Consider the following 19,095-nt stretch of genomic DNA (forward strand, 5'->3'; position numbering starts at 1 on the left):
CGATTTGTCGTTCCAGCCCTCGGTTTCCATCGTCGTCCCCGTGCGCAATGAGGCGGACAACATCGCGCCTCTGATCGAGGAGATCGGCGCTGCGCTCGATGGCCGCTGGGCCTATGAGATCGTCTACGTCAATGACGGCTCGACCGATGCGACCGGCGAGCGGCTGTCGGCCATCATGAAGCAGCGGGGCAATCTGCGTCAGCTCCGCCATGCCAGGTCAACCGGACAGTCGGCGGCCGTACGCAGCGGTGTACGAGCGGCACGTGGGGCGATCGTGGCCACGCTCGATGGCGACGGCCAGAACAATCCGGCCTTCCTGCCGGACCTGATCGCAGCGGTCGAGAAAAGCGATCGCATCGGCCTCGTCGCCGGCCAGCGGGTCGGGCGCAAGGACACCGGCTTCAAGAAGTTGCAGTCGCGCATCGCCAACGGCGTGCGCGGCACGATCCTGAAGGACGGCACGCGCGACACCGGATGCGGCCTGAAGGTCTTCCGCCGCGAGGTGTTTCTGATGCTGCCCTATTTCGACGGGCTGCATCGCTTCCTGCCTGCGCTGGTGCGCCGCGAGGGTTTCGAGATCGCCTATGTCGACGTGATCGACCGGCCGCGCCGCGCAGGCGTATCAAACTACGGCTTCTTCGACCGGCTATGGATCGGGATCATGGATCTCGCCGGCGTGTGGTGGTTGATCCGGCGCAAGAAGCCGACGCCAGAAGTCAGCGAGGTGAAGGCATGATCATCCAATACGGCCAGGCGCTGAGCAACTATCTCTACGACGTCTTCGTCGCCAAGTTCGACTTCTGGCTCGCATTCGGCCTGGTCGCGCAGCTCTTCTTCACGGCGCGCTTTCTCGTGCAATGGATCGCGAGCGAGCGTGCCGGAAACAGCGTGGTGCCGATGGCCTTCTGGTTCTGCTCCATGGGCGGCGGGCTGATGACGCTGGTTTATGGCGTCGTGAAGCGCGAGCCGGTCATCATCCTCGGACAGGCGCTGGCGACCATCATCTACGTCCGCAACATCATGCTGATCTGGAAGAACCGCGGCAGCGCCTCGAAGACGCTGGATCGCTGATCCCTGTCCGGGCCAGGGCTTTTGGCCCGTCCGACCAAAATGTCGAAAACAACCCCATGCAAAGTAAGACTGGCGATCGCCGGTCCTAAACGCCAGGCATCCGGTAGATAAGGCGTATCGAACAAATTGGAGTTGACGCAGAGCCGGGCAGGGCGGCCGCCTCCGCCTCGTTTCTGCGGTAGGGCCCGCCCTCGCGCAGGCGATCGAGATGCCGCTGCTCTCGGGCGCATGGATAGACTCATTTCAGCGAGCAGCGATTTCCGCCGTGGCACTTTTATGGGTTGAGCGCCTTCTGGTGCCTGGCTTTCCGGCGCTTGATCACGTCAGTATAGAGCGAGCACAGCGTCACGACCACAATCGCAAAGCTGGCCGCCGCGCCGCCCTGCTTGTCGATCAGATATCCAAAGAGAGGCGCAACGAGCGAAAATGATCCGTCTCCCGCCATGGATGCGACAGACATCGCCGTAGCGCGGCTGTCTGATGATTCAGCATACCGGTTGATCAGTATGCGCATGATCGGATCGGAGATGCCTTGGGCGACCGCGTGGAGCGCAAGCCCTATGGAGACAATGACGATGCCAACCTTGCCTTCGGATGCAAAGGAGAGGCTCATGATGGCGAAGGCGGCCACGATCAGCGCGGTTTGCGTATGCAGCAGGCCGAAGACGCGACAGATGCGCTCGACGAAGAACGAGGCGACGAGCGAAATGAACAGGAGTGCCGTGAAGCATGTGCCGATCCATTCCAACGGCAGATGGTGCAAATCCGAGAAGGGCTGAAACGCCCAGAAACCGGCCTTTACGCCGATCGTGATAATCGCGAATTGCAGCAGGACCCGCCGATATTCGGCGTTGCGTCGGACCAGCGCGACCGCGGACACGACAACGGTCTTAAGCGCCGTGTTTCTGCGGCCACCTTCCTTGAGGAACAGGGCTGCTACGGGCGCGGAAATGAAGATTGCGATGGACGTGAGAATGAATGTGCTGCCCATCGTGTACCAGGTTGCGAAGACCGACCCGAAGGCCGAAGCAACACCGCGCGCGATGTTCCGCATGCCCCATCCGATGGACTCGACCCGCTCATATTCTTCGGTCTTTGCAAGGGCCTTATACTCGTCGTACACAAGAGCGGAGTCGGTGCCGGACGCCATCGACATCGAGAGGCCTAGGCCAGCCTCGAAGAGCATCATCTGCCAGTACTGATCGCAAAGTCCGAGACCAAGATAGCAGGATGCGGCCACCAGCGAGCCAAGGACCAGCGTGAGCTTCCGGCCGATACTGTCTGCAAAGACACCGCACGGCACTTCGAAACCAGCTTTGGCGATATAGTAGAAGCTCTCCAATGAGAGAGCCGTTGCGAGTGAGAAGCCCAGGCTCTGGAAGTACAAGACGCTAAAGGCCACGTGAAAGTAGCTGTTGCGCGAGAACCGGAAGACGATGAAGGCTAACCCGAACGGCTCTACCCTCATTGAGCGGCCCTTCCGAGCATTCGAATACCCGTCGCATAGATGGAGGCCCAGGTCGGCAGGTCCGGCACGACGGTCTGAGATCTCAGCCATCCGAAACACGAGTTCGCGGCATAAAGGTAGAACCTGACACGCCAGTTTCCGCGCAGCGCAGCAGCCGGCAGCATCTGTGCAACACTTTCTTCCGCCGCCTCGATCCCGGCCTCCGTCGAGGCGAAGTAGCGGTCGTCCAGGTCCATGACAAGCTGGGAGCCGGAGAGTGACAGCGCGTAAACGGGGGCCGCGCTTTTGCTTTCCTTCTTGATGAGGATCGGCGAAAGGCCAGCTATGCTGTGCAGCACGTTGGCGGCATCGTAAAGCGGCGATCCATGGAAAGCCACGTGCGGTGCCTTTCCTTCCCAGCTCGCCCTCGGATCTATGAGTAGGAAGCCCTCGTGTTGCTGCGAGGGGATAATATTCCGCAATTGTAAATCGCCGTGAATGAAGGAGGACGGAGCCGCATCGTCTGTCATGCGGCTCACGGCCGTATCCAGCATCGTGAGCGGCGCAGCGAAGGTACGTCCGTTGATGATCACGCGGCTCGCGACGATGTCCGAAAGAGGGGGAAGGCCCACAATCCGCCCGGCATTGATGCGCATGGCCTCGTTGTCGGTCAGGAGTGCGGTGGTCCGTCCCGTGAGGTGATACTGATCGAGCCGCCAGGCCTCCGGCGTCAGTGTCTCCGAATAGATCGGGGCCATGCAGTTTGCAAAGCGATTGAGGGTACGTTCCCATCCTTCGACCAGTTCGCCCACACCATCGTAGAGATCATGTTCGATCGTCACGTCTTTGCCAGCTTCCATGGCGAACCACCCGACAGATCGTTCGACGGATCGGCAATACACCGCGGGAAAATCGATATGCGGTGCACTGCTCGTGAATTTCCGGGCGGCTTCGAAGAAGTCCGTCTCCTCGCGCATTACATCGCTTGCGCCGATCTTGATGACGACCGACGGCTCTGCGCTAACGTAGAACAAGGCGAGGGAGCCCGTTCCACTCGTCAGCCGACGAAAAGTAGGCGCAAAGCCGCGGTTTCTCACCGATCGATTGGCCATGCATGAGTCCAGCGCTTGCTGGACGCACATGGTCATATCGGGGGGAGAAGCATGAAGGTGGCTGTTCATGGGAGGACTCTTTTAGTTACGCGTCGGGGCCAGCAGCTCACGCGGCGACGGCCGGGACTGCGCCGATCGCTTCCAGCGCGTCGAGGGCTGATGCGAGCGATTCGAGCTCGATCGTCAGCGGCGGCAGGAATTTCAGGACCTCATCGTTGGGCCCGCAGGTCTCCGCGATGACGCCACGACGATAGAGTCCCCGCGAGAGGTTCTGGGCGATGGCTGCGTCCGTGAAGGCGAGACCAGTGAAGAGCCCGCGCCCCCTGATCGAAGCCACGCCTGGTGGAAAGAGGGGGACGATTTTTTCGAGTCTGCTTCGAGAGGAAGGCGGTCTTGCGGGCGATCCCGGTCGCGAAGCTGTCGTCGGTCCAATAGGCGTGGATCGCCGCCGTTGCGCCGACAAAGCCGAGATTGTTACCGCGGAACGTGCCATTGTGTTCGCCCGGTGCCCATTTATCGAGTTCGGGTTTGCGAAGGACGACCGCGAGCGGCGTCCCAAATCCACTGAGCGATTTGGACAGGGTTACGATGTCCGGCACGACGCCGGACTCCTCGAAGCTGAAGAATGTTCCGGTGCGCCCGCATCCGGCCTGAATATCGTCCACGATCAGGAGGGCTCCGACCTCCTTGGCGAGCTCGCTGATCTTCCGCAGCCATTCCGGCCGGCAATGCGAAAGACCGCCCTCTCCCTGAACGGTCTCCACGATGAAGGCGGCCGGTGCTGCGCCATAGATCGACGCTTAGCGACCGTTGCACGCCCTCGGGCGCCGCATGGAAATAATCGACAAAGTCCGGGAAGTAGATGTGCTCGGTGAAGGGGCTTGTATCCTTCAGCTTGACGCCCTGTCCGCGCCAGATCAGGTGAAGCTGAACGTCCGGGTAGCGACCAAGCAGGTCGAGGGCGATCTCGATAGCGCTTTGGCTGGCGCCAACGATCGCAAGGCTCCTTGGGGCCGCCTCGAGTCCGATAGCATTGAGACCAAAGAGGTACTGGGAGGCATGAAAGATACGCTTATCGTTCACCTCGGCGAAGACGGGCGGCACCAAGGGCGATCGACCGGGCGCAAATGCGATCGTTCGAGCCAGGCGCGTTCTGCCGTCGGCCGATCGGATTTGATAGAGATCGGCACCAAGCGACCGATCCACCTGGATCGATACAATTTCCTCGCCGTAGGAGACGACCTCGGCAAATTGCTCTGCGACCCAGCGGACATAGCCCGCGTACTCCGTGCGCGGCGGGAACGGCTGATCGAGATTGAGGAAATCGAACAAGCGTCCGACGGACTCCAGATAGCTCAGGAAACCGTATCGGCTGCGTGGATTTCTGGGAGTGGCGAAATCCCGAAGCGGATTGTGCTGGATGTCGCTTCCCTCGAGAAGCATTCCCGGCTGCCAATTGGGCTCAAGAGATCGCTCGAGAAAAAGAACATTCCCTCGGAAATGCGCCTCCTTCATCATCACCGCCAGAGCGATGTTTGCGGGACCAAAGCCGATCCCAATGCAATCGTAGATATCGCGCATCATTGCCAGTGCACCTCAGCGGTTTGCGGACACAATCGATGAAAGTCTGTTCGTGGAAATCGCGCGGCGAGGGGCGGCTCACCTGTCCGGACGGCCGCCGGATCGTTTCATGCGCGATACCGGCCGGCCGCGGAGATGTTCGCTTGACCACGCGTGCGCCGCGCAGCTCGAACCGGGAGATACTTCTCTCAAGGCTGATCGCGGCGAAGGATCATTCTTCCAATGACGCTGCCCGGAAATCGCCAGTTCTCCGTTCGGGCTGAAGCGAGCCTTACGGCTCGGCCTGAAAGCGGCCGTATGAATTCCGTCGACGGCGTAGCGGCCATCGTCGAAAGATTGCGCGTAGCCCATCCGATGCCCCATCGCCTTGGTCTTCAAAATCTTCGGGAGCCGCTGATTGGTCCGCACTGATCTTGCGTGACACTTTTGTGAATTAGTTGCGCCGAGGCAATTGACAATTTCTAATACACATTAGAAAAGCCAGCGCATGACCTTCGCGAACCTTCCACCCCTCAATGCCTTGCGCTATTTCGAAGCTGCGGCCCGCAGGAGGAGCTTCACGTCGGCGGCCGAAGAACTGCACATCACCCAGAGCGCGGTGAGCCAGCAGATCAGAAACCTGGAAAGTTTCATCGGAGCCGCTCTTTTCAAGCGCGGCACTGCGACGGTCGTATTGACCGACATCGGCAAGAAATATTTTGAAACTGTCAGCAAGGCGCTTGAGCGTATTGATACGGCGACGTCCAAAGCGAAGACAACGCAGCGAAGCAAGAAGATCGAGCAAATCTGCCTTAGCGTGTCGCCGTCGTTCACGCATCTATGGCTCGTCAAGCGTCTCTATAAATTCCACCAGGACGTGAAAGACATCCAGTTGGCCCTGAATGTCACGCGGCACTACGTGGATTTCGAAGTCGAGAACGTGGATATGGCCATCCGTCACGGCGATGGTGAATGGCCCGGCCTTCATGCCGATCTTCTGATGAAGGACCGCATGGTGGCGGTCTGCAGTCCACGGCTCCTTCAGAAGCAGCGGGTGCCGAAGAGTCTGCCGGAGATTGCCAACTATCCCATCATCGAGGATCCCGTCTATCGGTACTGGGCCCGCTATGCCCGCCAAGTCGGCCATCAACTCGATCTGACCGACGCCGTCCAATACGATGACAGCGGGGTCATCGTCGAAGCCGCCATCAACGAGCAAGGTATCGCGATGGCGCGTGCATCGCTCGCTTCCGCGGCTCTTGCGCGCGGCCAGCTCGTCAAGCTGTTCGACGCCGATTTTTCCGACGCACTCGGATATTACATCGTTTTTCCATCTGCCCATAAGATTCGTCGAAGCGTGACGCGTGTGAGCAAATGGTTGCGACTGGAAGCTTCGCGTGAGCGCACCATCTAGTTCCTTCCAGGTCGGACCCGCCTGAGCGCGTTAGCTATCTCGGATATCTTGCTAGCGCGGCAGAGCGGACGCCGCGCCAGAGACGAACAGGGCGGCCGCCTCGGCCTAGTTCCTGGGTAGGGCTCGCCGGCTACATCGAGCACGGGATGGGCCACCGAGCAGATATGCGAGTGAATGCAGCGCAAGTCGTGCAGGCGATCGAGATGCCGCTCGGCGTCGGCGAGTTAGGTGTTACGCGGCCTGGACATTTCCACCAGCAGTTTGCGCGCCTCGTTGGCATCGCCCGACATGAGCACATCGAAGGCGATGCACAGCGAGTCCATAGTCCGCTGGTAGAAGGTTGCCAACTGCAACGCGCCCGCATCACCCCTTTGTTGCGGTGCGTTTGTTAGGCGGGATGCCCAATTTCGAAGCTCAAATTGCCGCGTTGAAGGCAGCAAAGCCGCGATCGAGATCAGCCTTGAGGTCCTCGACGCTCTCGAGCCCGATATGCAGACGCAGCGTCGGACCGCCCGGGGCCCACTTCGTTGCCGTGCGATAACTGTCGCAGTCGAAGGGGATGGCGAGGCTCTCGAAGCCGCCCCAGGAATAGCCCATTCCGAACAGCTTGAGGCTATCGAGCATGGCATCGACTGCCTTCTGCGGCGCGGGCTTCAAGATGACGCTGAACAGGCCGGAGGCGCCGGTGAAGTCGCGCTTCCAGATCGCGTGGCCCGGATCTGTCTCGAGCGCGGGATGGAGCACGCGCGCAACCTCCGGCCGCGTGGCGAGCCAGCGCGCCACGTCGAGCCCCGAGCGATAGTGCTGTGCCAGCCGCACCGACAGCGTGCGCATGCCGCGCAGCGCGAGGAAAACGTCGTCGGGCCCCGCGCAGACACCGAGCAGGCGGATGGCCTCGGTCACGAGCGGCCACGCCTTGGCATTTGCGGAGATGGTGCCGAACATGATGTCGGAATGGCCGCCGATATATTTGGTCGCGGCCTGCATGCTGATGTCGACGCCCTGGTCGAGCGAGCGATGATAGAGCGGCGTCGCCCAGGTGTTGTCGTCGATGACGAGCGCGTCGCGGGCGTGCGCGACCTCGGCGACCGCGCGAATGTCCGGCATCTCGAAGGACTGCGAGCCCGGCGCTTCCACCAGCACCGCGCGCGTATTGGGCTTGAACAGGGCTTCGATGCCTGCACCGATCAGCGGATCGAAATAGGTGGTCTCGATGGCGTAGCGCGCGAGCAGGCCGTTGCAGAAATTGCGCGTGGGCCGATAGACGTTGTCGCAGACGAGCAGGTGATCGCCCGCCTTCAGCACCGCGAGCAGGGTGGTGGTGATCGCAGCCAGGCCCGACGGCGCGATGCCGACGCCGGCGCAGTTCGGTCCCTCCAGCGCCATCAGCGTCTCCTGGAGCGCCTTGGTGGTGGGAGTGCCGTGGCGGCCATACTGGAACTCGCCGCGATGGGCGTGCAGGTCCTCGGCCGTCGGGTAGAGCACGGTCGAACCGTGCACGACCGGCGGATTGACAAAACCCTTCTGCGCCTTGGTGTCGCGGCCGGAGGTCACCAGCCGGGTGTCGGGATGTTGCGAGAAGGGCTTCGCGCCCGCAGAAGAATCCATGCGTGTGCTTTCAAAACTGGGATTGTCGGCGCGGAAAGTCCCCGCGCGGGACGGCGGATCGACCGCAACTGGTAATAACAGATCACAGAAGAGTCCCGTCAACCCCTTGACCCGGCTCGCCAGTCGTTCTGTGATGCGCAGGTGCTATTCTGTCGCCGCATGTTGAGGGGCTTGCCGCGACCTTCGATCCACCGCCCGAGGGACCATGCCTGACAGCCTGGCGTCCAACGGTTTCCGGCAGGGGATCAACGGGGTTGGCCCACAGCTTGCACGATGTTCAGCGAAAGACGTTCAGCGAAGGATGTTCAACGAACGTTCCCATACGCCATTAGATTAGAGACGACCGCACGTCGCCCCCAACACGATGCCCTTGAAAGGCTTCAGCCCATGAAACGCGTAACTCTGGTTCTCACCCTTGCTCTCGCCGCCGGCCTGTCCGCCCCGGCCGCCCAAGCGCAAACGCTCAAGACCATCAAGGACAGGGGCATGCTGTCCTGCGGCGTCAGCCAGGGCCTGCCGGGCTTCTCGTCGCCGGACGACAAGGGCAACTGGACCGGGCTCGACGTCGACCTCTGCCGCGCGGTCGCGGCGGCCGTCTTCAACGATCCGACGAAAGTCAAATACGTGCCGACGTCCGCCAAGGACCGTTTCACCGCGCTGCAATCCGGCGAGATCGATCTGCTCTCGCGCAACACCACCTGGACGATCTCGCGCGATACCTCGCTCGGCGCCAATTTCGCCGGCGTGAACTACTATGACGGCCAGGGCTTCATGGTGAAGAAGTCGCTCAAGGTGAATTCGGCGCTGGAACTCAACAGCGCCTCGGTCTGCGTCCAGACCGGTACGACCACCGAGCAAAATCTCGCCGACTACTTCAAGGCCAACAACATGAAGTACGAGGTGATCGCGTTCGCCACCAACGACGAGACGGTCAAGGCCTATGAATCCGGCCGCTGCGACGTCTTCACCACCGACCAGTCTGGCCTCTACGCCAACCGCCTGAAGCTTGCCAATCCCAACGACCACATGGTGCTCCCGGAAATCATCTCCAAGGAGCCGCTCGGTCCGATGGTGCGCCACGGTGATGACCAGTGGTTCGACATCGTCAAATGGACCCTGTTCGCGATGGTCACGGCCGAAGAGCTTGGCATCACCTCCAAGAACGTCGACGAGAAGGCGAAGTCGGACAATCCCGAACTGAAGCGCGTCCTCGGCACCGACGGCAATTTCGGCGAACAGCTCGGCCTGACCAAGGACTGGGTGGTCCGGATCGTGAAACAGGTCGGCAATTACGGCGAGGTGTTCGACCGCAACGTCGGCACCGGCTCACCGCTGGGTATTGCCCGCGGCCTCAACAGCCTTTGGAACAAGGGCGGTCTCCAGTACGCTCCGCCGATCCGCTGATTGCCAAGCCCACGGCTTGCGGCGATGAGCACCGAGGCCCGAAAACCACCGCCGCAGATCGCGCTGAAGCTGAGGCGCGCTCTCGGTGGTAAGGCTGGCTGGAACGGCGTCGCCGTCCAGCTCGCCTTCGCCGCGATCCTGGGCTGGATGGCCTATGAGATCATCTCCAATGCCCGCGCCAATCTGGAAAACCAGCACATTGCTGCCGGTTTCGGATTCCTGAGGAACAATGCGGGCTTCGACGTCAATCAGACCCTGATCCCCTACACCGGCTCGGACACGTTCTTGCGCGTGTTCGTGGTCGGGCTTCTGAACACGCTGGTGGTCTCGGTCGTCGGCATCTTCTTTGCCACCATCATCGGCTTCATCGTCGCGCTGTGCCGGCTCTCCCCCAATTGGCTGCTGTCACGCGTCGGCGAGATCTATGTGGAGATCATCCGCAACCTGCCGCTCCTGTTCCAGCTGCTGTTCTGGTACCTCGCGGTGCTCGCGGCCTTACCCAATCCACGGCAGAGCATCTCGCTGCTGGGCATTGCCTTCATCAGCAACCGGGGACTGGTCATTCCACGCCCGGTCGGCGAAAGTGGATTCGAGGCGTTCCTGGTGGTGCTGGCGCTCGGCATCGTCGCTTCGTTGGCGCTGCGCGTCTACGCGCGGCGCGAGCTCTACCAGCGCGGCCGCATGATCCGGATCTGGCCCTACGTGCTGGGCCTTCTGTTCGGGCTTCCGCTCGTCACGATGCTGATATTCGGTCTGCCCTTCACCTTCGAGCTGCCGCAGCTCAAGGGCTTCAATTTCGCCGGCGGCTCGCGGATCATTCCGGAATTCGTGGCGCTGTCGGTGGCGCTGTCGACTTACACGGCGGCCTTCATCGCCGAGATCGTGCGCGCCGGTATCCTGTCCGTGCACAAGGGACAGATGGAGGCGGGATCCTCGCTGGGCTTGAGCCGCGGCACCACGCTACGGCTGATCGTGGTGCCGCAGGCCATGCGCGTGATCGTCCCGCCACTGACCAACCAGTATCTCAACCTCACCAAGAACTCCTCGCTTGCCGTCGGGATCGGCTATCCTGATCTGGTCTCAGTGTTCGCCGGCACATCGCTCAGCCAGACCGGGCAGGCGATCGAGATCATCGCCATGACCATGGCCGTCTACCTCCTGATCTCGCTCTTCACCAGCGCCGTCATGAGCGTCTATGGCTGGCGCATCAACCGGAGCCTGGGAGCATGACGGATATCACCGCGTCATCCTTCGTTCGCCAGGACCTCGTTGCGGAGCGGCCTGCGCCGGTGAAGACCACCGGCTTCGTCGGCCTTGTGCGCACGCGCCTGTTGAACTCGCCGACCAACATTCTCTTGACGATCCTCGGCGCGCTGCTGCTCTGGTACACCGTCATTCCCGCGCTCAGATTCCTGGTGGTCGACGCCGTCTGGACCGGAAAGGACCGTACGGCGTGCCTGCCCGAAAATGCGGGGTATGTGGTCGGTGCCTGCTGGCCCTATATACAGGCGAAGCTTCCGCAGCTCATCTATGGCTTCTATCCCGAGGCGGAACGCTGGCGGGTCAATCTGACCTTCATCCTGGCGGCAGTCCTTTTGTTGCCGCTGCTGATTCCGCGCCTGCCGGCGAAGGGACTCAATGCCGGCCTGTTCTTCTTCGCCTTCCCGGTGGTCGCATTCTTCCTGATGCACGGCGGCGGCATCACCGGTTTCGGCCTGAGCTGGACCGCCGGCCTGCTGCAACTGTTCGACGACAGCGTCATCGGCGCGGGGCAGGTACTGGTCAGCCTCGGCAAGAGTTCGGCCATCGGTCCGCTTTTGTGGGTCGTCGGAAACTTCATCGTGCTGGTCGGCACCGCGATCCAGTGGCTGATCTTTCCGCTGACCTGGCTGCGCGATCAGATCCAGGCAAGTAGCCAGTCGGTCTGGATCGATTTCGCGATCACAACTATCGTCGTCTCGTTGATCCTGTTCTTCCTGGGCGGGGGAATGCGCACCGGCTGGCGCGCGCTTGCATCGAGCATAGCGACGTTCATCGGCACCGCGCTCGTGATCAAGCTGATGGGGCTCGATCACGGCGGCCTGCCGATCGTCGATACACGCCTGTGGGGTGGGCTCCTGGTGACGCTGGTGGTTGCCGTGACCGGCATCGTCACCTCCATGCCGATCGGCGTCGCGCTGGCGCTCGGGCGCCGCTCGACGATCCCGCTGATCCGGATCTTCTCGATCGCCTATATCGAGTTCTGGCGCGGCGTGCCGCTGATCACCGTGCTGTTCTTCGCGACCTACATGCTGCCCCTGTTCCTGCCGGGCAACTTCACGGTCGACGGCCTGGTGCGCGCATTGATCGGCATTGCGTTGTTTACCGGCGCCTACCAGGCCGAAAACATTCGCGGTGGGCTCGCTGCGGTTCCGCGTGGGCAGGGAGAGGCGGCTTCAGCACTGGGCCTGTCCTGGTGGAAGACCACCTCGCTGATCGTGCTGCCGCAGGCGCTGCGCCACGTCATCCCGAGCCTCGTCAACAGCTTCATCTCGCTGTTCAAGGACACTTCTCTGGTCTCGATCGTGGCGCTGTTCGATCTGCTCGGCTCGCTCAGGGCATCCTTCTCCGACCCGGTCTGGTCGACGCCGTCGACGGCGTTCACCGGCTTTGCCTTTGCCGGAGTCCTCTATTTCCTCTTCTGCTTTGGAATGTCGCGTTACTCACTCTTCGTCGAGAACCGACTCAACGCCCATCGCCGCAACTGAACGGGGTCACCATGTCCGCCAGCCCGATCGTCAAGATTTCCGGCCTCAACAAATGGTATGGCGACTTTCACGTGCTGCGGGACATCGATCTCGAGGTCGAGAAGGGCGAGCGCATCGTGATCTGCGGTCCCTCGGGCTCGGGCAAGTCGACGCTGATCCGCTGCATCAACGCGCTGGAGGAGTTTCAGGAGGGCGAGATCGTCGTCGACGGTATCGAGCTCGGGCCGAACCTGAAACACATCGACGCGGTGCGCCGCGAGGTTGGCATGGTATTCCAGAGCTTCAATCTATTCCCGCACCTCACGGTGCTCGACAATTGCACGCTGGCGCCGATCTGGGTCCGCAACATCCCGAAGAAGGACGCCGAGGCGACCGCGATGAAATTCCTGGAGCGGGTCAAGATCCCGCACCAGGCCAACAAGTTTCCGGGCCAGATGTCCGGCGGCCAGCAGCAGCGCGTCGCGATCGCGCGCGCACTCACCATGAATCCGAAGGTGATGCTGTTCGACGAACCCACCTCGGCGCTCGACCCAGAAATGGTCAAGGAGGTCCTCGACACCATGGTCGACCTCGCCAAGGAAGGCATGACCATGCTCGTCGTGACGCATGAAATGGGCTTTGCGAAGGAGGTCGCCAACCGCGTGGTGTTTATGGACGCCGGTCAGATCATCGAATCCAACACGCCGCAGGAATTCTTCGCCCATCCGCAGCACGCGCGCTCACAGCTTTTCCTGAGCCAGATATTGCGGTGATCTCGATCCTCATGGTGAGGAGCGAGCAAAGCGCGCGTCTCGAACCATGAAGGCCCCTTCGTCCTCGCGGCCATCCTTCGAGACGCGGCGCAAGGCGCCGCTCCTCAGGATGAGGTCGGAAGGCGCGCCGCGCCTTACACAAACGGCGGCTTGATGTTGCTGCGCTTCTCCAGCCAGGCCGGCACCGGCAGATTCTTGGCGCGCATGAAGTCCGCATTGAACAGCTTGGACTGATAGCGGCTGCCGGAATCGGCGAGCACGGTGACGATGGTCTTGCCGGGCCCGAGCTTCTTCGCGAGGCGAATGGCGCCAGCGATGTTGACGCCCGTCGAGCCGCCGAGGCACAGGCCCTCATGCTGGAGCAAATCGTAGATCAGGTTGACCGCTTCCTCGTCGGGAATGAGGAAGGCATCGTCGACCTTCGCGGTCTCGACGATTGCGGTCGCGCGGTTGAGCCCGATACCCTCAGTGATCGAGCCGCCGGACGTCGCAGTGGGCTCGCCGGTCCGGAAATATTCGTACATCCCGGCGCCGTGCGGATCGGCACAGGCGATGGCGACGTCCTTGTTTTTCTCCTTCAAATAGCGGCTGACGCCGGCAAGCGTACCGCCGCTGCCGACCGAGCAGGCGAAGCCGTCAACCTTGCCCCCGGTCTGCTGCCAGATTTCGGGGCCGGTGGATTCGTAATGCGCCTTGGCATTGTCGAGGTTGTTCCACTGGTCGGCGAACAGCACGCCGTTCGGCTCGCTCTTGCGCAACTCATCCGCGAGTCGGCGCCCGACATGCTGGTAGTTGTTGGGATTGGCGTAAGGCAGCGCCGGCACCTCGACGAGCTCGGCGCCGCACAGCTTCAGGAAATCCTTTTTCTCCTGGCTCTGGGTCTCCGGGATCACGATCAGCGTGCGATAGCCGCGCGCGCTTGCCACGACTGCAAGGCCGATGCCGGTGTTGCCGGCGGTTGCCTCGACCACCAGGCCCCCCGGCCTCAGTTCGCCGCGCTTCTCGGCCTCCAAGATCATCCATTTGCCGGCGCGGTCTTTCACCGACTGGCCGGGATTCATGAATTCGGCCTTGCCGAGAATGGTGCAGCCGGTCTGTTCGGACGCACGCTTGAGCTTGATGAGGGGAGTGTTGCCGATGGCTTCGACAACGTCGTTTTTGATGGTCATGTCAGGCAATTACCGGCTGGTTCTGTGAGGTGATCGAGACCCTAAAGTAGGGTCTCCGGCCACACAAGGCGAGGGCGCAAAGTCTTAATGCTGCTTTGCGAAGACGACCTGCCGGACGTCGATATTTCCGGAGAGGAAACCGGCCTCGCAATAGGAGAGATAGTACTCCCAGAGTCGCCGGAACCGATCGTCGAAGCCGAGCGGCACGAGGTTGGGCCAGGCGCTGCGGAAGTTATTTCGCCAGGTGGCAAGCGTCTTGGCATAATCTTGCCCAAAGATGCGCTCTCGGATGACGGGGACACCAAACGTCTCGCCAAGGGATTTGAGCACGGCGGGCGAGGGCAGCATGCCGCCGGGAAACACGTAGCGCTGGATGAAGTCGACCTCGCGCCGATAGGTCTGAAACAACCCGTCCTGGATGGTGATGGCCTGGATGCCGGCAAGACCGCCCGGCAACAGGCGATCACGTAGCTGCGCGAAATATTTCGGCCAAAACTGCTCGCCGACGGCCTCGATCATCTCGATCGAGGCGATGCGGTCATACCGGTCGCGCTCATCGCGGTAGTCCTGAAGGCGGATCTCGACCTTGTCGGAGAGACCGGCGTCCTGGATGCGCTTTTGCGCAAAGTCGCGCTGCTCGGTCGAGATTGTCAGCCCGACAACGTGCGCACCAAAAGTCTTGGCCGCGTACTCGGCAAATCCCCCCCAGCCGCAGCCGATCTCGAGCAGCTTCTGTCCCGGCTTGAGATCGATGGCTTCGGCGAGCCTGCGATACTTGTTGGTTTGGGCTGCCGTGAGATCGGTGGTGTTCTCTTCGAACAGCGCCGAGGAATAGGTCATGCTCGGATCGAGCCAGGCGGAATAAAAGGCGTTGCCGATGTCGTAATGCGCATGGATATTGCGCCGCGCCTGGCGCCTGGTGTTGCGGTTGAACCAGTGCCGGACCACCTGGACGAGGCGCATCAGCGGCTTGTCGCGGAGCATGGCCTGGATCAGGTCGTGGTTGACGCAGAAGATATAGAGGAACTGCGTGAGATCGGGCGTATCCCAATCGCCCGCGAGATAGGCTTCGGCAATCCCGATATCGCCGGCATTGATGAGGCGCGGCGCAAAATCGTAATTGTGCAGCCGCATCACGGCATTCGGGCCGGGCTCGAGGCCGCCGAGCCGGATGACGCGGCCGTCGGGCAGGATCACGTCGAGCGTGCCGCGCCTCAGACGTGAGCCGAAGGCGAGCGCGAGGCGAACCAGGCGGGGCAGGTCTGCGAGGACCGTCTCGACATTGTCGGGGGTGACCGGAATCGCGTTCTGCATCGGCATCACCTGAACTGGCACTGTCCGACCGCTCAGGTAGCCGCGCCCATCCCGGTTCTCGCTGGACCCGAGAGCGCCCCCGCAGGCAGTCAGCGACGGGTAGTATAAGCGCGCGTTTCCGCGGCCGCCAAGCTGTCGCGTTGTCGGCAATGCCCCCTGCCGCTCGATGTCTGAAGAGCTTCGGTGCGCTGCGGCGCAGGATTCAGTGGAGGGCAGCCCTTCTGTGGCCGTCCCGATCCCGCTGTGGCGGCAATACCACATGAAATGTTGGTAAGCTTGTCGACGCCGGGGAGCGCGTCGAAATGCGAGAAAGCCCTATAGAAGTAGGCAAAACCTGCGTGTTTCGCGACTTCGTGAAGTCCATTTGCGGGGCGGGCTTCGCAGTTGCGGGACTGTCCGCCCCGGCCACGCCCCGCTAATATGCGGCACGGTTGCAGGAAAGCATCACGCTGTGAACGAAACGGAGACCATCCCCCAACTGAACCACCGCGAATCGGTTAATCCGGCCGCGCGGTGGCAGTTGCGTCTGCCCGGCAGGGGGTGGATGTGACCCGAAGATTTCCGATGGTCGTCGTCCGGCGATCGTACTGTCCCGCACGTGAGCTGCTGGTTGGGCTGCTGGGCGCAGTGGGCCGGGCGGTGGCGCTTGGCCTGGCACTGAGCTCCGCCGGCTGCGTGCTGACGCAGGACTTACCCGATCCGGCGCTCGACGTGCCCAGCCAGTATAAATACGCCGGCAAGCCCGATGCGCCGCCGCCGCTCGACTGGTGGCGCGGCTTCCGCTCGGCGGAGCTGACGCAATTGATGGAGGAGGCACAGACCGTCAACCTGGACATCGCCGCCGCCGTCTCGCGCATCTTCGAGGCCGACGCCCAGGCGCGGCAGGCCGGTGCAGCCCTGCTGCCGAGCTTGTCCGGCTCGGGCTCGGAGACCTATTCGCGGACGTCAGGCTCCTCGTCCTCCGGACTCACCAACGGCGGCCGCGAGGTCGTCAACTATTCGGCCTCGCTGAGCGCGAGCTACCAGCTCGATTTCTGGGGCCAGAATCGGGACGCATTGCAGTCCGCCGAAGAGACCGCCCACGCCAATCGCTTCGATCGCGACGTCGTGGCGCTGACCACGCTCACCAGCGTTGCCAACGCGTATTTCCAGGTGCTGGCCTCGCAGGATCGCTTGCGCACCGCGCAAAGCAACATCGCCAGTGCCCAGCGGATCCTCGATGCCATCAAGGAGCGGCGCAAGGCGGGCACGGGCACGGACCTCGACGTCGCGCAGCAGGAGAGCGTGCTCGCCAACCAGAAGGCGCTGGTGCCGCCGCTGCGGCAGACGCTCGATCAGAACATCAACGCGCTGGCCGTGTTGGTGTCGCGCCCGCGGGAGAGCGTGCGGGTCGCGGGCGGCTCGCTGAACCAGATCGGGATCCCGCGCGTCACACCGGGACTGCCGTCCGAACTCTTGACGCAGCGGCCCGATATTCGCCGGCAGGAAGCGCAGCTGGCGTCCGCCACCGCCAATATCGGCAATGCCCGCGCGCAGTTCTTTCCGACCATCCAGCTCACCGGCAATGGCGGCTATCAGAGCTCGGCGCTGGTATCGCTGTTCCAGCCGCACGCGGCCTTCTTCCAGCTCGTCGGCAGCGCGACGCAGCCGATCTTCGACGGCGGCAAGATTCTCGGCAATTTCGAGTATGCCAAGGCACGGCAGGACGAGTTGCTCCAGACCTACCGCAAGACGATCGTCCAGGCTTTCGCGGATGTCGACAACGCGCTGTATTCGATCAAGCAGACCACGATCAAGCTGCAGTTGCAGCGCGAGGTCGTCGTGGCGTCACGCCGCGCGTTCGATCTCGCCGAGCAGCAGTTGCGCGCCGGCACGGCCGATATCGTGACGGTGCTCAACACCCAGCTGACGCTGTTCCAGGCGGAGGACACGCTGTCGCAGGCGCAGCTTGCCCGCCTGCTCGCGATCGTCAGCCTGTACCAGGCATTGGGCGGCGGTTGGGAGCCGAGAATGGAGAAACCGGTCAATGCTCTTTAAGCCGGACACGAAGGAAGGCGCGAAGGACGAGGCAGCCAAGCGCGGCTCGTCCCGGCGCGGCCGCCGCTTTGTCTCCACGCTGATCACGCTCGCGATCATCGGCGGGCTCGGCTATTTCGGCTGGACCGCGTGGCACCAGAAGCCTGCGAATGACCGCAATGCGCGGCCAGACCTCCCCGTGCCCGTGCTGGCGGCGTCCCCGCGCATCCAGGACGTGCCTGTTTATCTCGACGGCGTCGGCGCGATCCGCGCGCTCAACACCGTCACCGTGCGTTCGCAGGTCGATGGCAAGCTGATCGCGGTGAATTTCATCGAAGGCCAGGACGTCAAGAAAGGCGACGTGCTCGCCGAGATCGATCCCGCGATCTACCAGGCGCAGTATGATCAGGCCGTGGCCAAGAAGGCGCAGGACCAGGCTCAGCTCGCCAACCAGCGCATCGACCTCACACGCTACGAGCAGCTCGCCGCCACCAACGCCGGCTCCAAGCAGCAGGCCGACACCCAGCGCGCGGCGGTCGCGCAGACCGAGGCACTGATCAAGGCCGATCAGGCCGCGATCGACAATGCGGCGGCAACGCTGAGCTACACCAAGATCGTGGCGCCGCTCTCGGGCCGCGCCGGTCTTCGCCAGGTCGATCAGGGCAACATCATCCATGCCTCCGACACCACGGGTCTCGTCGTCATCACGCAGTTGCAGCCCATTGCGGTGTGGTTCAGCCTGCCGCAGCAGCAGATCATGCGCGTCAACGCCGCCGCGTCGAAAGGCGCATTGCCGGTCGACGTGTTCGGCAATGACGGTGTGACGGTGATCGACACCGGCAAGCTGACCGGCATCGACAACCAGGTCGACCCGACGACCGGCACGCTCAAGCTCAAGGCGGAATTCCCCAATGCCAGCTACCAGCTCTGGCCGGGCCAGTTCGTCAATGTCCGCCTCAAGGTCGAGACACTGCCGAAAGCACTGGTGGTGCCGACATCGGCCGTGCAACGCGGGCCGGTCGGCACCTTCAGCTATGTGATCGGCGAGGGTGATATCGTCTCGGCCAAACCCGTGACGGTGACGCAGCAGAATGAGCATGATGCCGTGATCGCGAGCGGTCTGTCGCCGACCGATCGTGTCGTCACCACCGGCTTTGCCAATCTCTCTGACGGCTCCAAGGTGATCATCGGCCGCGACGACCAGACGCCGTCGGCGGATCTTGCGCCGCGCAAGCGCAGCCGCGCGCCGGATGCCCAGAAAGGCGGTCAAGCCAAGGACGGGCAGGCAAAGGATGGGCAAGCCAAGGATGGGCAAGCCAAGGATGGACAGGCCAAGGATGGGGCCAAGGACCTGCAAGGCAAGGATGGCGAGCGCCGCGCCAAGCGGCAGAGCGGTGAGGGCGATCAGAAAGGCCAGACTGGACCGGCACAGGGGGCAGATTCATCGGGCAGTGGAGCGAAGCAGCCATGACCCCGACCTC

Annotated in this window: 15 protein-coding genes and 2 pseudogenes; 9 read left to right on the forward strand and 8 right to left on the reverse strand. The window is 62.5% G+C overall.

Annotated features, from left to right (window positions below):
* The first annotated feature begins 4 nt into the window (after positions 1 to 4).
* Both SO139_RS19700 and SO139_RS19705 read left to right on the forward strand, forming a co-directional pair.
* Positions 5 to 736 carry a glycosyltransferase family 2 protein gene (locus tag SO139_RS19700; protein ID WP_449381021.1) on the forward strand — a complete coding sequence of 244 codons (732 nt, stop codon included), beginning with the start codon at positions 5 to 7 and terminating at the stop codon, positions 734 to 736.
* Entirely contained in the window at positions 733 to 1,071 is a 339-nt protein-coding gene (locus SO139_RS19705; RefSeq protein WP_449381022.1) for a lipid-A-disaccharide synthase N-terminal domain-containing protein, read from the forward strand. The genes SO139_RS19700 and SO139_RS19705 overlap by 4 nt, the downstream gene beginning before the upstream one ends.
* Positions 1,072 to 1,345: 274 nt before the next feature.
* Here the strand turns inward: SO139_RS19705 and SO139_RS19710 are convergent, their stop codons facing one another.
* From SO139_RS19710 to SO139_RS19730, 5 genes and pseudogenes are all read right to left on the reverse strand, one after another.
* The gene (locus SO139_RS19710) at positions 1,346 to 2,629 is read right to left on the reverse strand and encodes an MFS transporter (protein ID WP_498540414.1); all 1,284 of its coding nucleotides are present in this window, start codon (positions 2,627 to 2,629) and stop codon (positions 1,346 to 1,348) included.
* On the reverse strand, positions 2,536 to 3,699 hold the full coding sequence (locus SO139_RS19715; RefSeq protein WP_449381024.1) for a hypothetical protein: 1,164 nt from the start codon (positions 3,697 to 3,699) through the stop codon (positions 2,536 to 2,538). The genes SO139_RS19710 and SO139_RS19715 overlap by 94 nt, the downstream gene beginning before the upstream one ends.
* A 37-nt stretch (positions 3,700 to 3,736) precedes the next feature.
* Positions 3,737 to 3,967: an aminotransferase class III-fold pyridoxal phosphate-dependent enzyme gene (locus tag SO139_RS19720; protein WP_449381025.1), complete on the reverse strand. Its 231-nt coding sequence runs from the start codon at positions 3,965 to 3,967 to the stop codon at positions 3,737 to 3,739.
* A 94-nt stretch (positions 3,968 to 4,061) separates the two neighbouring features.
* Positions 4,062 to 4,394: pseudogene (locus SO139_RS19725) on the reverse strand (aminotransferase class III-fold pyridoxal phosphate-dependent enzyme); the annotation flags it as partial.
* Positions 4,395 to 4,443: 49 nt separating this feature from the next.
* A pseudogene (locus tag SO139_RS19730) lies at positions 4,444 to 5,214 on the reverse strand (SidA/IucD/PvdA family monooxygenase); the annotation flags it as partial.
* 484 nt (positions 5,215 to 5,698) lie between these two features.
* Here SO139_RS19730 and SO139_RS19735 point away from each other — a divergent pair.
* A complete protein-coding gene (locus SO139_RS19735) occupies positions 5,699 to 6,604 on the forward strand; it encodes a LysR substrate-binding domain-containing protein (RefSeq protein ID WP_498540415.1) in 906 nt (301 codons plus the stop codon).
* Positions 6,605 to 7,018: 414 nt separating this feature from the next.
* Here the strand turns inward: SO139_RS19735 and metC are convergent, their stop codons facing one another.
* On the reverse strand, positions 7,019 to 8,212 hold the full coding sequence (gene metC / locus SO139_RS19740) for a cystathionine beta-lyase (protein ID WP_449381027.1): 1,194 nt from the start codon (positions 8,210 to 8,212) through the stop codon (positions 7,019 to 7,021).
* 387 nt (positions 8,213 to 8,599) lie between these two features.
* Here metC and SO139_RS19745 point away from each other — a divergent pair, with 387 nt between their 5' ends.
* The 4 genes from SO139_RS19745 to SO139_RS19760 are packed head-to-tail and all read left to right on the forward strand — an operon-like array spanning position 8,600 to position 13,115.
* Positions 8,600 to 9,616, forward strand: a complete 1,017-nt coding sequence (locus tag SO139_RS19745; protein ID WP_449381028.1) for an amino acid ABC transporter substrate-binding protein — start codon at positions 8,600 to 8,602, stop codon at positions 9,614 to 9,616.
* 24 nt (positions 9,617 to 9,640) lie between these two features.
* On the forward strand, positions 9,641 to 10,846 hold the full coding sequence (locus tag SO139_RS19750) for an amino acid ABC transporter permease (RefSeq protein ID WP_474800782.1): 1,206 nt from the start codon (positions 9,641 to 9,643) through the stop codon (positions 10,844 to 10,846).
* Complete coding sequence (locus SO139_RS19755) at positions 10,843 to 12,363, forward strand: amino acid ABC transporter permease (RefSeq protein ID WP_449381030.1); 1,521 nt, start codon at positions 10,843 to 10,845, stop codon at positions 12,361 to 12,363. The genes SO139_RS19750 and SO139_RS19755 overlap by 4 nt, the downstream gene beginning before the upstream one ends.
* A gap of 11 nt (positions 12,364 to 12,374) precedes the next feature.
* Positions 12,375 to 13,115, forward strand: a complete 741-nt coding sequence (locus tag SO139_RS19760) for an amino acid ABC transporter ATP-binding protein (protein ID WP_449381031.1) — start codon at positions 12,375 to 12,377, stop codon at positions 13,113 to 13,115.
* A 134-nt stretch (positions 13,116 to 13,249) separates the two neighbouring features.
* Here the strand turns inward: SO139_RS19760 and SO139_RS19765 are convergent, their stop codons facing one another.
* Positions 13,250 to 14,284, reverse strand: coding sequence for a cysteine synthase A (locus SO139_RS19765; protein WP_449381032.1), 1,035 nt, complete (start codon positions 14,282 to 14,284; stop codon positions 13,250 to 13,252).
* A gap of 84 nt (positions 14,285 to 14,368) precedes the next feature.
* Positions 14,369 to 15,598 carry a class I SAM-dependent methyltransferase gene (locus SO139_RS19770; protein ID WP_449381033.1) on the reverse strand — a complete coding sequence of 410 codons (1,230 nt, stop codon included), beginning with the start codon at positions 15,596 to 15,598 and terminating at the stop codon, positions 14,369 to 14,371.
* A 564-nt stretch (positions 15,599 to 16,162) separates the two neighbouring features.
* Between SO139_RS19770 and SO139_RS19775 the strand changes: the two genes are divergently transcribed.
* A complete protein-coding gene (locus SO139_RS19775) occupies positions 16,163 to 17,635 on the forward strand; it encodes an efflux transporter outer membrane subunit (RefSeq protein WP_449381049.1) in 1,473 nt (490 codons plus the stop codon).
* A complete protein-coding gene (locus SO139_RS19780) occupies positions 17,625 to 19,085 on the forward strand; it encodes an efflux RND transporter periplasmic adaptor subunit (RefSeq protein ID WP_498540416.1) in 1,461 nt (486 codons plus the stop codon). Before SO139_RS19775 ends, SO139_RS19780 begins: the two co-directional genes overlap by 11 nt.
* Positions 19,086 to 19,095: the final 10 nt, after the last annotated feature.

The sequence above is a fragment of the Bradyrhizobium sp. UFLA05-89 genome (assembly GCF_059803475.1).

Excerpts from the sequence above, each read along its gene's own strand:
- SO139_RS19705 (WP_449381022.1), top strand. The coding sequence starts at position 733 with ATGATCATCCAATACGGCCAGGCGCTGAGCAACTATCTCTACGACGTC.
- SO139_RS19710 (WP_498540414.1), bottom strand. The coding sequence starts at position 2,629 with ATGGCTGAGATCTCAGACCGTCGTGCCGGACCTGCCGACCTGGGCCTC.
- SO139_RS19715 (WP_449381024.1), bottom strand. The coding sequence starts at position 3,699 with ATGAACAGCCACCTTCATGCTTCTCCCCCCGATATGACCATGTGCGTC.
- SO139_RS19735 (WP_498540415.1), top strand. The coding sequence starts at position 5,699 with ATGACCTTCGCGAACCTTCCACCCCTCAATGCCTTGCGCTATTTCGAA.
- metC (WP_449381027.1), bottom strand. The coding sequence starts at position 8,212 with ATGGATTCTTCTGCGGGCGCGAAGCCCTTCTCGCAACATCCCGACACC.
- SO139_RS19745 (WP_449381028.1), top strand. The coding sequence starts at position 8,600 with ATGAAACGCGTAACTCTGGTTCTCACCCTTGCTCTCGCCGCCGGCCTG.
- SO139_RS19750 (WP_474800782.1), top strand. The coding sequence starts at position 9,641 with ATGAGCACCGAGGCCCGAAAACCACCGCCGCAGATCGCGCTGAAGCTG.
- SO139_RS19755 (WP_449381030.1), top strand. The coding sequence starts at position 10,843 with ATGACGGATATCACCGCGTCATCCTTCGTTCGCCAGGACCTCGTTGCG.
- SO139_RS19760 (WP_449381031.1), top strand. The coding sequence starts at position 12,375 with ATGTCCGCCAGCCCGATCGTCAAGATTTCCGGCCTCAACAAATGGTAT.
- SO139_RS19765 (WP_449381032.1), bottom strand. The coding sequence starts at position 14,284 with ATGACCATCAAAAACGACGTTGTCGAAGCCATCGGCAACACTCCCCTC.
- SO139_RS19770 (WP_449381033.1), bottom strand. The coding sequence starts at position 15,598 with ATGCAGAACGCGATTCCGGTCACCCCCGACAATGTCGAGACGGTCCTC.
- SO139_RS19775 (WP_449381049.1), top strand. The coding sequence starts at position 16,163 with ATGGTCGTCGTCCGGCGATCGTACTGTCCCGCACGTGAGCTGCTGGTT.
- SO139_RS19780 (WP_498540416.1), top strand. The coding sequence starts at position 17,625 with ATGCTCTTTAAGCCGGACACGAAGGAAGGCGCGAAGGACGAGGCAGCC.